At 36.0% G+C, this 11512-nt stretch carries 14 protein-coding genes; 9 read left to right on the plus strand and 5 right to left on the minus strand.

What is annotated here, in order from left to right; translation table 11 throughout:
- Positions 1-40: 40 nt before the first annotated feature.
- A complete protein-coding gene (locus DYY65_RS10120) occupies positions 41-1051 on the plus strand; it encodes an inorganic phosphate transporter (protein WP_162477841.1) in 1011 nt (336 codons plus the stop codon).
- A 24-nt stretch (positions 1052-1075) separates the two neighbouring features.
- Here the strand turns inward: DYY65_RS10120 and DYY65_RS10125 are convergent, their stop codons facing one another.
- Positions 1076-1303, minus strand: coding sequence for a hypothetical protein (locus DYY65_RS10125; RefSeq protein WP_162477842.1), 228 nt, complete (start codon positions 1301-1303; stop codon positions 1076-1078).
- A gap of 540 nt (positions 1304-1843) precedes the next feature.
- Between DYY65_RS10125 and DYY65_RS13065 the strand changes: the two genes are divergently transcribed.
- The 4 genes from DYY65_RS13065 to DYY65_RS10145 all read left to right on the plus strand — a co-directional run bounded on the left by DYY65_RS13065 (position 1844) and on the right by DYY65_RS10145 (position 3205).
- Complete coding sequence (locus DYY65_RS13065; RefSeq protein WP_162477843.1) at positions 1844-2122, plus strand: Mpo1-like protein; 279 nt, start codon at positions 1844-1846, stop codon at positions 2120-2122.
- Between the two features lie 250 nt (positions 2123-2372).
- Complete coding sequence (locus DYY65_RS10135) at positions 2373-2525, plus strand: hypothetical protein (protein ID WP_162477844.1); 153 nt, start codon at positions 2373-2375, stop codon at positions 2523-2525.
- Positions 2526-2585: 60 nt separating this feature from the next.
- Positions 2586-2771 (plus strand): hypothetical protein, encoded by a 186-nt coding sequence (locus tag DYY65_RS10140; RefSeq protein WP_162477845.1) that lies wholly within the window; start codon positions 2586-2588, stop codon positions 2769-2771.
- A gap of 260 nt (positions 2772-3031) precedes the next feature.
- Positions 3032-3205: a hypothetical protein gene (locus tag DYY65_RS10145; RefSeq protein ID WP_162477846.1), complete on the plus strand. Its 174-nt coding sequence runs from the start codon at positions 3032-3034 to the stop codon at positions 3203-3205.
- A 20-nt stretch (positions 3206-3225) separates the two neighbouring features.
- Here DYY65_RS10145 and DYY65_RS10150 read toward each other — a convergent pair whose 3' ends face one another.
- Together DYY65_RS10150 and DYY65_RS10155 are read right to left on the minus strand one after the other, a co-directional pair.
- Positions 3226-3402, minus strand: coding sequence for a hypothetical protein (locus DYY65_RS10150; protein WP_162477847.1), 177 nt, complete (start codon positions 3400-3402; stop codon positions 3226-3228).
- 528 nt (positions 3403-3930) lie between these two features.
- Positions 3931-4368 carry an Lrp/AsnC family transcriptional regulator gene (locus tag DYY65_RS10155; protein ID WP_162477848.1) on the minus strand — a complete coding sequence of 146 codons (438 nt, stop codon included), beginning with the start codon at positions 4366-4368 and terminating at the stop codon, positions 3931-3933.
- 119 nt (positions 4369-4487) lie between these two features.
- Here DYY65_RS10155 and glnA point away from each other — a divergent pair, with 119 nt between their 5' ends.
- Positions 4488-6032 carry a type I glutamate--ammonia ligase gene (glnA, locus tag DYY65_RS10160; protein WP_162477849.1) on the plus strand — a complete coding sequence of 515 codons (1545 nt, stop codon included), beginning with the start codon at positions 4488-4490 and terminating at the stop codon, positions 6030-6032.
- A 1736-nt stretch (positions 6033-7768) separates the two neighbouring features.
- Here glnA and DYY65_RS12570 read toward each other — a convergent pair.
- On the minus strand, positions 7769-7915 hold the full coding sequence (locus DYY65_RS12570; protein WP_162477850.1) for a hypothetical protein: 147 nt from the start codon (positions 7913-7915) through the stop codon (positions 7769-7771).
- An 838-nt stretch (positions 7916-8753) separates the two neighbouring features.
- Between DYY65_RS12570 and DYY65_RS10170 the strand changes: the two genes are divergently transcribed.
- From DYY65_RS10170 to DYY65_RS10180, 3 genes are all read left to right on the plus strand, one after another.
- Positions 8754-9302 carry a hypothetical protein gene (locus tag DYY65_RS10170; RefSeq protein ID WP_162477851.1) on the plus strand — a complete coding sequence of 183 codons (549 nt, stop codon included), beginning with the start codon at positions 8754-8756 and terminating at the stop codon, positions 9300-9302.
- A gap of 698 nt (positions 9303-10000) precedes the next feature.
- Entirely contained in the window at positions 10001-10255 is a 255-nt protein-coding gene (locus tag DYY65_RS10175) for a PspA/IM30 family protein (RefSeq protein ID WP_162477852.1), read from the plus strand.
- Positions 10252-10458 (plus strand): hypothetical protein, encoded by a 207-nt coding sequence (locus DYY65_RS10180; RefSeq protein WP_162477853.1) that lies wholly within the window; start codon positions 10252-10254, stop codon positions 10456-10458. The genes DYY65_RS10175 and DYY65_RS10180 overlap by 4 nt, the downstream gene beginning before the upstream one ends.
- 25 nt (positions 10459-10483) lie before the next feature.
- Here DYY65_RS10180 and DYY65_RS10185 read toward each other — a convergent pair whose 3' ends face one another.
- A complete protein-coding gene (locus DYY65_RS10185; protein WP_162477854.1) occupies positions 10484-11455 on the minus strand; it encodes a class I SAM-dependent methyltransferase in 972 nt (323 codons plus the stop codon).
- Between the last annotated feature and the right edge of the window lie 57 nt (positions 11456-11512).

Below are 11512 nucleotides of genomic sequence, written 5' to 3' on the forward strand. Positions count from 1 at the left end.
GATTGATTGATTGATTGATTGACTGTGAGATTCAACAGAAATGAATGAGACCGAAATCGTAATTTTTGGTGCAATAACTATTGCACTATTTTTTGATTTTGTAAATGGCTTTCATGATTCTGCTAATTCGGTGGCAACAGTTGTTGGAACAAAGGTCTTAAAACCAATGTATGCAGTAGGGATTGCAGCTGTAGCAAATTTTGCCGGTCCATTTATATTCGGAACAGCAGTAGCAGCTACTGTTGGAAAAGGAATTATACAACCAGAATTTTCTACCGTATCGGTAATATTTGCTGGCTTGATTGGAGCTATTGCTTGGGATCTCATCACTTGGTATTTTGGGTTACCCTCATCTAGCAGCCATGCATTAATTGGTGGTTTGATTGGTTCTGCTTTAATTGCAGGTGGACTGAACGCTATAGTTCTGCCTGGAATTCGGAATACCCTGGTGTTTATGGTGATTTCGCCAGTAGCAGGTTTTGTAATTGCATTTTCATTTGCAATAGTTATTATCTACTTTTTTCGCAAAACTAGTCCTACAAAAACAAACAAGCTATTCGGAAAATTTCAAATAATGTCATCTGCATTCTTTTCTCTTACCCATGGGGCTAATGATGGCCAAAAAACTATGGGCGTCATTACTGCGCTGTTAATCGCAGGGCAACTGCTTCCTTCTAAATCCTTTGTGATACCTATTCCGGTAATACTTGTTGCTGCGTCTGCTATATCTCTTGGAACATTTTTTGGGGGATGGAGAATAATAAGGACAATGGCCTTTCGCTTGACGGATCTTAGACCATATCAGGGTTTTTGCGCAGAAACTGTTGGTGGAGCAATTTTAACATCCATGGCATTTTTTGGAATTCCTGTAAGCACTACTCACGCGATAGCAGGATCCATAATGGGGGTAGGTGCAACCAGAAGACTATCGGCCGTTAGATGGGGAGTTGGAAAACGGATAGTTTACGCCTGGATTATAACTATTCCGGCAAGTGCTTCAATTGCCGGGTTTTGTTTGGTAGTAATAAGAATGATGACTGGCGGTACTTAATCTAATAGCCCAAAATGATTATGTTTAAAGCAATTTCAGATGTTTAACACAATTATCGCAGAATCGTTTTAACATAATCGCCTCTTTAATCACACCTTTATAAAATATGTCATAGGTCGCTTCTTCTTCGTTACATAGATCACAAGCTATGACATGCAAATTCCTTATTTTAGCAATAATAGGTGTAACGTTTACTATCTGAAGTTTGGATTGGCCTTCTGATAAGGGTAAAGGAGTATCCGTCACTGACATAATTAAGGTATACGCTGTTTTACATAAATAATAATCGTATGTAATTTATATGATCTATATAGATGATCGCTGCCTGTCGCTTTTGCAACTCAATTTAAATAAAAGACTTGAGTTCAATAAAGGAGTTTTGGGAAAATAATGACAACTAGAATAAAAGGTTTTGAGAATATTTATTCAATGGGAGAATTTTTTTAAAGCTTTATTTCACTGGTTTATAGCATCATAGGTCTGCAGCTATATCCTTAGTATAATAGTCCGATGTTAACTGTTTAAAAGCGCCTGATTGTTGGTTTTTCAATGCCATCTTTTGACAAGATAGCAAAATCTGGTCAAGTCTATATAACATGTTAGAATGATCTAGAGTAGTATTCTAGGTTATCGAAAAACGAAGGCATTGAAAGCCGTGAACGCCATAGAGAATACTTTGCCGTTAACAAATACTAATAAACCAGAAAATTTCATTGACTAAGTAAGAATTGAAATCCGAAAATAATGCCAAATATTAATTTGTAACTGTGAAATTAAATTATAGTTAGACATATGCCCTTCAGTCTACTTAAGGGGCTGAAAAGCACCCACAGAAATCCTACAAATAGGATTCTCCACCTTATAGGATTGCCCATCTATGTTACCGGAATTATGTTAATTATTGGTTATTTTATGAATCTTAACACTAATCCAAATATTGGAGTAATCCTATGGTTAGTAGCAGTCTGTTTGTTTTTGATAGGTCATAAAATAGAAGGAAACTTTAGAGCAATGACTTTGATAGTACTTTTCACGTACTTTTCAAGGAAAGCGAAATTAAATCGATATTGAATATGAAGTACTATGAATTAACAAACCCATAAAGTACTAAAGAGGCTGGAAAGAATTGCTGAAGATGAATCCCTACCATCAATTGGTCCAGCTAAGGGAAAAATTATTGCAGATGTGATTCAAAATTATAAACCAAGAAGGAACCTTGAAATTGGAGCATTATATGGCTGTAAGACTGATGGGTAGCACGTATCAGAAGAAAATGTGAGGAAAGTTACAACCATCGAAATAGACAAGGAATCTGCAGACATTGCAAAACATAGAGGATGCGGCTCTCGCCGATAAAGTAGAAGTTATAGAAGCTGATGCATTGGAGATAATACCAAAACTAAACGAAAAATTTGACATGGCGTTTTTAGGTGGTATTAAAGAGGAATGCTTAAACGATCTTGAATTATTCTAGAAGAATATCAAGAAAGGTGCGGTAGTTGTAGCAGATAATATAGGCGTATTTGAAACATCAATGCGTGACTATCTTGAATACGTGAGAAATTCTGGACTGTATAATAGCAAAGTCTTAGAGACTGAATTAGAGTTTAATAGAAGTATAAAAGATGCAACCGAATTAGTACTAAGACTGTTTGAAAGGAAGGGAGGACGGACCTATGCTGCAATTCGCCACTATAAAATATTAGCAATCACGGTATGAGGTGTACTTTAGCAAGACTTGATCTGATTTAATGGTTATCCCAATTTAGTAATGCTTTCATAGCCTTCACAGCTTTATAAACTATCATTGAAGCTTTGCCAATATTTGCTCATAGTTTGAAAAAGATCAGACCGTACTCATGATGAATCCATTCAAAGACTGCAGTTAACTAATTTTTTATTTCAGCAAGAAGAGCTAAAGNAAAGCTACTCTAATGTCTTTTGTTCATTATATTAAGTCCAGACCAAAATGCAGGCACAATGAATAAGACTTTTGAATTAATTTGGCAAAAACCTCACACTAGAAGAACATGGGTTATGATAAAATATTGGAGGATTGCTGCTTCTGCATTAGTTATAGACAAAAAGCATGAGGCTTTATTTGAGAACTTGCCTCAATTTCTTGGACCGATTTCTGTTATTGGCATTGTCTAGCTGATGTGTACCCATTTTTACTATTTAATTATCCTTCTACCTTTTATCTTATCGTGCGTACTAGGTTCATCTTTGTTTGATGAAGGTGTGGCGGGGTGGCTTACTTTCCTAGTGGGTTTTGGTTGTTCATCCAATTCTCGTCTTTCAGCCTCTACTACGCTCAATCCTGTTTCATCAATTTCCTTTTTATCACTCATAAACAGTACAATATGGATTTTATATTGTAAGAATGTATCATGTTTGGCTGACTGTTAAAATCGTATCCATTCTTTTCATTATAATTTCATCTTTGTCATCATCGGGTCGCTGAAAGTTCCCAAAAAAATTCATCCATAGCAATAAGTGGATCAGAACTATCACAAGCCAGCCGGTATAATTAATTTTTGACGATCCTGTTTGTCCTCATCCAATAGCTGCTGAGGGTATTATTGCACCTACGACAACGCAATCATCAACCAACTAATATCAAGGGATTTTCGGCAAATTGTTTGCCGCATCGATTCGACCATGAAGTTATACTGATTTCAACCTGTCTAGATCTAGCTGAATACGGCTCCACTTCTCTTAGGTGTTTGCATCTTTTTCTTGTTGCGGTTTTTTTTACAATTCTGATTTAGTTATTTCCATATTATGCAAACACCATCGATTGATGGCTAAAATTATACATATATTCAAATCCCATAAAGGATCATGTGAATAATCTGATGAATCATTCTAAAAAATTTCTAAAAGAAGCGGAAATCCTCCTTAACTGTTATCAATACAATATGTGTATTCGTCCTTTCTACATATGGAAGAGCCAAATCTTTCTTTACAAAATTGCTGAGTTGAGACCTGTTCTTAAATTTTGCAACCACAACCATATCAGTTAAACCTGTAATATCATAAACTGCCACTACATTTGGGAACTTGGCTATGTGCCTTTCCACTTCTACTATTTTTCCCTTTACAGATGTGACTTCAATAATAGCAGTTAGATCGTAACCTAGTTTCTCATGGTCTAGTATTGCTGAATAGAACTTGATAACACTATTTTTTTCCAAGTTTTTTACCCTGGCAAGAACTGTTGGTGGAGATACGCCTATATCCTCAGCTATTTTTCTGTACGAAAGCCTTGCATCTGATAGAAGTCTGCCAAGGATTTTAACATCTGTTTCATCCATTCCTAATACATTCATCTATAACTAACAATTAATAGATATTAATCATAAATACTTATCAGATATTAACGGAATCTACATAAAGTGTTATATTCAACTATTCCCATATACCTATGTTAGCGATGTCGTTTAGTAGAAGTAATTCGAAGTTAGAAACGGAAGACAAGGAAAGGAGCATTGATGGCATAAAGATGATCATAGACACTGGTTTTATTCAGTTAAGATATACTGATGTACTTGGCAAGTTTCATGCAAAATATGTATTCGAGAATAAGGAAACCTTTGATAGTTTTTTTAAATCTGGTGTGGGAGTAGATGGCTCATCAGTAGGAGGGTTTGCATCCATTGATGACTCAGATTTACTACTAATTCCTGATAGATCTACGCTAAGAATCTTCCCACAATCTTTGTTATATTCTGCATCATCACCAATATCGTCAAGCTACAAACTCTTTGCAGTTATAGCAGACGTCTATCAGGGTTTTAACAAGGGGAGATTAGTTAGAGATCCTAGATACGTGTCACACCGTATGGAAGAATTCTTGTTAGAAAATAACCTTTCTTGTCAAATTGGCCCTGAAGTAGAGTGCTTTGTATTTGACAATATTGTGTTCAGTCAAAAGAAAAATATGGACAATAATAAATTTGGCCATGCAAGTGACAGCCCTGAACACAGCGGATCTAGAATCGTGTCTGCAGAAGGACAAGGAAGTGATTGTTGCAAATATCCCATTAGGAGAAAGGACGGTTATGACGCCCCACCATTTCAAGATTCATTACTCGAGTTCAGGTTTGACGTAGCTGAAGTTCTACGGAAGAATTTTTCGATAAATGTAACCAATCTCAATCACGAAGTCGCTAGCTTCGGTCAAATCGAAGTCAATTTTATGCACAGCAATCTAACCAGTGCTGCAGATAATGTCCAGGTATACAAAGATGTGGTGAGGAACGTGGCAAAAAAATATAATAAGATAGCCAATTTTATGCCAAAACCACTTTTTGACAACAATGACCCATTAAATGGCGGTGACAATGGCTCTGGTATGCATACAAGCATTAGCCTGTGGAATGACTCTTCAACAACCAATATTTTCTATGATAGTGATGACAATTATGCTGAATTGAGCCAAAGGGGACGGTACTTTATAGGTGGATTAATCGATCATGCGAGATCCCTGACTGCAATAGTAGCACCAACAGTAAACTCTTATCATAGACTAATTCCAGGCTTTGAAGCCCCTGTCTATGTTGCATGGGCTAAGGCAAATAGATCTGCTGTTATTCGTATACCAGTTAACGAACGAAATAACTCCAAATCCAAGAGGATTGAGTTCAGGGCACCTGATCCCGCCGCTAACCCATACTTGGCATTTTCTGCAATAGTAGCAGCAGGTTTTGATGGGATCAAAAAGAGTAGAGAGCCTGGAAGTCCAACTGATGAGAACATCTACAAAATGTCCGATGCAAAAAGAACTAGCCTTGGTATTAGCTCACTTCCAGGGAGCTTAGATGAATCGCTGGATTCGTTGAAGAGTGACTCGGCTTATCTGAAGAGTTGCTTCCGTGACGAAATCCTTGAGTCGTTCATGTTACAGAAAAAGGATGAATTAAGAAGGATTCATGACAAATCATTTGACCAGGAGATCATGCTTTATTACGACGTATAGACAGCTGACTAGTGAGTTCGATTCCTTAAAAGTCCTCGGCCAAGGTAAGTTCTCGATATCTGAAGGATAGAACAGACCTTCCCAACAGATGTAACTTCGACCCGAACATCCTGTGTAATAATGAACTATCTTTAGGGGTTCTAGGAATTAATTACACGTATCTAAAATAATGGTTTCCTTTAATCGGGAATATTTTAGTTCTATGTATGAAACCTTATTGGACACCTCTAAGAATTACTTCTCAAAATTCATCAAGAGTTGGCGCGGCTGGATTCGACTTTATATCTCAATCCTTTAGCAAGATCGGTTTGTGTTGAATTACCGCGCCAATTTTCATACTCCTGAACTATCCAATTTTTTGTGATCACACATGGTTTCTGGTGCTCCTAGTTAGACAAGCAGTTGGAATCGCAGAAACAATAGTTTTGACTCTATTTTCGAAGCAGCAGATACAAGGCTCATTAATATATCGAGATAAATGTGCTAATCTTGAGAAAGTACACTAAACCGGCAAGATGTTTATTGCTGCCAGCATTAAACAGAACACTTACCAATACTCAGACTAGACAATCGTCTGAATAAATACCATTCTAGATGTGTTATACATATGCTCATACGCTCATGATATAGAAAATGAAAAGTATAAACAACAATGAATGGTCTGTTGGTTGCAATGGATGAGAAACTATTTCGAATAAGTGCTTCGAATAAGAAACAATAAAAAGACCAGTGGAGAAAAACTGAATCAGAAAAATGGTTTGACCATGATCTTCAGAGTCTCATAAATATGGAAGTACCAGAATGAATTTGATAAGTATGCTGCCATTAGAGTACGACCTACAATACTAGGATGCCATGCGGCTATGATAAATATTAATTTAATTTAATTAAATGTCCTAAAGCCGAGTAGGTTCAACAGAAAGTGAGCAGTCTTTTTTATGCTTAAACCTTACAAGATCCCAAACACGTTCCTTGTCATCTTCACTTATTTCGCATTCTATTTTTACGAGTGTCTGACCACGGTCGTCCACAAAGCTGGTGAACTCACAATAATCAGATGCATCTTTTAGGAGATCATCAAGATCTTTTGCATAAGGGAGTGTTCTCTGCTGAAGACAAAATTTCGACTCTTACCGGGCTCCTCGTTGAAAGGATTGTATCATTTTGCCTATCTGTATTTTCATTCAAATTATTATCCATTTTTTTTCACCCTTTATGCTCTGTACCTTCGTTCAGGAATCGTGGCATTTTTCACCTGCTTGAATACGCAAGGTTGTAATCTATTATCAATTAATCTGCAAGCAGCAAAATGCCAGGATAATTCTAATGCTAGATATGTTAGTGCAGCACCTAAGATCACGTAAATCAATACATTTAGATTTTCATACATAGAATCAGTAAGGACTAAAAATATATAAGACTTTTAATATAGAAATCAATCGTTTGACTATAATATGAGGCGTTTACCTAACAAATGTTAAATTAATTCTTTAAACTGTTAGTTCCCCTTGACAGATATAAATTCAGTTTTGTCAATAGTTGAATAATATATTATTATAATTCCCGTTATGGGTCGAGGTAGAAAATTAAATGCATTAATAAAGCATATCAGAAGTTCAATTAACTTTTAACTATCGTGTTCTATTTTTACCAATAATACCAATAAGCTAATGGAATTATCGCATTTCCATTAGATTATATCTCTTTAAATAGAGACGACCAAGATAATAAAAAGATCAGTGGCCGTGTCCACAGCCGCAGCCACCCATGCCTTCATGACCGTGTGCTTGACCCGCTGAGCATGATGGGCAGGTCTCCGAGTGGGTTTCGGACATGAACATTACACCACAAGATGTACATTTTAATTTTTGAACTCCTTGCATAGGATGCGAACAGCAGCATCCTAATTAAAGTGTTGACAATATTTCATTTATAATTAGGAAAATCTTCGTTCTTAATGACGTATAATCTCAGAGAATCACTTTTCATATTCTAGTTATGTGCTAGAAAGCCGTTCCAAATGTATGAGAAGACTTTGACTACTAAATTCCTATTATTACATTATCACGCTTGATTCATTCTGTAGAATCAAGTTCCTCAAAGTGCAGCATTTGAAATCAGAAGTCGATTGATAATAAGTTGTAGAATATCCAAGTACTATAATGGTAGAATAAGTTGAATATCAAATTGCTTATAGACGATTTCAGTCCTAATCGTGATGGGATATAGGATATTTTGTTAACATAAATTAAGATACTTGACTTACAAACTAGTACAAATTCTGGAACTTAAACTATTATAAAATGCAGCTCTAGATGAGAAATGCGACAATAATATCTTAGTTCCAAGGAGTGATCGTATGTTGAGCGAGAACATTCTAAAATAGATCGATGGTAATTTACGGAATTAACATACTCAACAGACAGACAAACAATTCATTGAATATCTTACTAACGACAAGACTAAGCCTCCACAGATTCGACAATACCAGTTAATTTTGTTGTCGACAATTCTATAATGCTCTGCGGACCTTATTCCGGTCCATTCTGGTAGAATTATCAGCGATAATCAATATTGTAACAACCCGCCTCATTTGAAGTGGTATTTGAAAGAGAATTCCGCTCCGTACAGAGTGTGTTTATATGATGCCGCATAACGTTCAATCCTTTTTAAAACTTTGTATAGAATTATAGATAGGTAAGTGTCGATACTAAATGTTAAATGGATATACAAACTATGCTCCGTGAACTTTTAATGAAACAAATCAGAAAAGAGTTAAAAAATAAGTATAATTACCTTGATTCCATCGTAAGAAGAGACATTTCTAGTCTAAACAAGCAAGTTTCAAGAAAGGATGGGATTTTACTTGATTCTGGCTTTTATAATACAGAGGCATGGGGTGCACTTAAAAAATGCTGGAAAGGATATAAAATTGCAAAATCCGAGAGTGATTATAAAAAGATGGAATATTATGCAAGAGGTATCCGGAAGTTCCAACGGGAATTAAAGGTATCAGTTGCAGACTTTCCACAATTTGATCGAGTGGGTAGAAAGATGCCACATGAACAGGATGCAGAAAATGTCTTTGATTATGGTAATAGTTATGCTCAAGTTGAAAAGGAACTAGAACAATATGATCTACAAGTAAAACAAGAGCAAGAACTAAACCCCTATCGAATTGAGCCTGAGGAAAATTTGCCAAAAGAGCAGGAGGAACACTTTAGACAAATACAATGGTACTACATGGCTCCTGGCTCTTTTGTATCGTAAGGAATTCATATTAGCTGATTATTACAAAATAAGACAATAAATATATTAAATATTTTCAGGCAGCGGCTACCTATACAAAATGGAGGGGCGGATGGAAGGAAGTTATAAAACAGATGTGCCAAACATGAATATGTCAAAACTAGCCATACTAGTCAACAAGTAATGTTTGTTTGCATGTAAATTATGAGTTACATAAACTCCGAGATTAGGTAACTATGAACATACTCCTTTTGTTAAGCCGCAAATCTGCTGGGAATCAATAATCTCCAACAATCAATTGCGAATTGTGGTCTGATTTATATTGTCAAATTTACACGAGGACTATTGGGTATTACTAATGGCATTACTACTTTGCTAAAACAGTTTTTAAATGGCCTTCTTAACAAATTTCAAGATCCATGACAACAACTTGACTACTCATATACAAAACAGATAGAAGATTTGATAAATTAAGAAGAGATATCGCAAGGGTAATCACGGCTAAAAACAGCTTGAAATGCAGAAAACACGACTCGGAAAATATTCGTATATTGGAAGAGTAAGCGCATCGTTCAATTGAACAGAATAGGGAAGAGCTGACAAGACTTACATTAGAACGAAAAAATGTAAATTTGCCACAATTCCAACCATTAAAAAAACAGATAGATGATATGAAAACAGAACAGGATAAGTTAGAACTAATAGAAAAATAACTGGCGTTGAAAGTGGAACTATTCAGATCTAAAAAGGAGATATTAAAGGCGCAATATTCTGCAGCTGGGGCACAAGTACGCGTCAAAGAGAGTATAACAGGAGTCTCCAGGGAGCTGGCTGATCTGAGTACAACAATGGATCGAGCAGAAGACAAGACAGAAAAAATGATGGCAAAGGCACAAGCTTTAGATGAAATGATCGATTCAGGAGTTTTAACGGATTATACACACACGAGTGACGATATTATTGAAAAGAATTGAAGCAAGTTACCATTGAGGGCCCTGTTGATGAAGAGTTAGAAAAGCTAAAGACCGAATGTGCCAAAAAAAGAAAAATCTTTGATAGAAGTACATTAAGACAATTGATAATCAAGTTCAATTTAACAGCTGATGACTCTTATCCTTCAGATCAGCAACCTCCACAAATTGAAACCAGATATTTTTGCAATCTAGAATTTGTATAATTATCACTGATTATTATAAGCAATCTTATGAGATTTTTGCCTTTATTAGAACGTAATCAATATATCCCTTCTGAGAGACATCCTTCATTTTTAGAGCTGAACGATAGATCAGGTGTTCAGAGAGCTTAAAGAGCAGTCTCTTGGGATATTGAGATATGGATGAACAGATCATTTCGCTTAGGAGCGTCTCCTTAATTCTGTGTCTATTTTTTGCGTAATAGTCTGCCACAGGCCTATACACATTATTCCCTATGTGACGAATATCGATAATCCTAAAACCAGAATTTTTAATCAATGATTTAATAAATTCAAATTCGTAGTGTTCAGATGCCCAAGTAAAGGACAGAAGGCCAAGCCTTTTAATTTCTTCAAATTTTGAAATTGTGGTGGTAGTAAGGACAGGTAATACAAGGATGAGTAAACCATCTTCATAATTTAGTATTCTTCTAGATTCTTGTATGAATTGGATCAGAGGCCTAAAATGTTGCGCCGATTCTAATGCAATTACTCTATCTATACTTTGATCCTTGAAAGGTAACTGCTTAGCTGTACCATTTAGAACCGATATATTGTTCGTCTTGCTCTGATTAACACAAGAAAGTGCTAGGTGGTTACTCTCGCTATTTATTAAATTGTTATCAGTTTTACTTCCCTTAACCAGACCTATGGCCCTTTTCAATTGGAGGAAATTGACATTGAGACAGATAGTATTCAAGTGCTTGTACACAGAATTCCAATATAATGCTGGCGCAGAGAATCCGCTCCCAATGTCTACAATATTTTTTGCCGACTGGAATTGAGCAAACTCTCCAACAATCTTGCAAAGATCAATTTGAGCCTCATTGGGATTGATGGTTTTCTCGCCCCAATAGCCAAAGTTTAGCATCGTGCCACCTGTCGCTCTTACAACAAAGGGTGTCAGAAAGTTATAGCAATTAATAATGTCTGATTCATTCCGTCGAAATATCCATAGCGGAACCCCAAATGATTCTTTCACTTCTACTACTCTGCCTTAACCTGATCTCTGATAACTGGATGAAATATTATCATGTGA

The organism is Nitrososphaera sp. AFS (assembly GCF_009898475.1).
Taxonomy (GTDB): Archaea; Thermoproteota; Nitrososphaeria; order Nitrososphaerales; family Nitrososphaeraceae; genus Nitrosopolaris.

Coding starts and splice junctions, on each gene's coding strand:
- DYY65_RS10120 (WP_162477841.1), top strand. CDS start 41: ATGAATGAGACCGAAATCGTAATTTTTGGTGCAATAACTATTGCACTA.
- DYY65_RS10125 (WP_162477842.1), bottom strand. CDS start 1,303: ATGTCAGTGACGGATACTCCTTTACCCTTATCAGAAGGCCAATCCAAA.
- DYY65_RS13065 (WP_162477843.1), top strand. CDS start 1,844: ATGCCCTTCAGTCTACTTAAGGGGCTGAAAAGCACCCACAGAAATCCT.
- DYY65_RS10140 (WP_162477845.1), top strand. CDS start 2,586: ATGCGTGACTATCTTGAATACGTGAGAAATTCTGGACTGTATAATAGC.
- DYY65_RS10145 (WP_162477846.1), top strand. CDS start 3,032: ATGAATAAGACTTTTGAATTAATTTGGCAAAAACCTCACACTAGAAGA.
- DYY65_RS10150 (WP_162477847.1), bottom strand. CDS start 3,402: ATGAGTGATAAAAAGGAAATTGATGAAACAGGATTGAGCGTAGTAGAG.
- DYY65_RS10155 (WP_162477848.1), bottom strand. CDS start 4,368: ATGGATGAAACAGATGTTAAAATCCTTGGCAGACTTCTATCAGATGCA.
- glnA (WP_162477849.1), top strand. CDS start 4,488: ATGTCGTTTAGTAGAAGTAATTCGAAGTTAGAAACGGAAGACAAGGAA.
- DYY65_RS12570 (WP_162477850.1), bottom strand. CDS start 7,915: ATGCAAGGAGTTCAAAAATTAAAATGTACATCTTGTGGTGTAATGTTC.
- DYY65_RS10170 (WP_162477851.1), top strand. CDS start 8,754: ATGGATATACAAACTATGCTCCGTGAACTTTTAATGAAACAAATCAGA.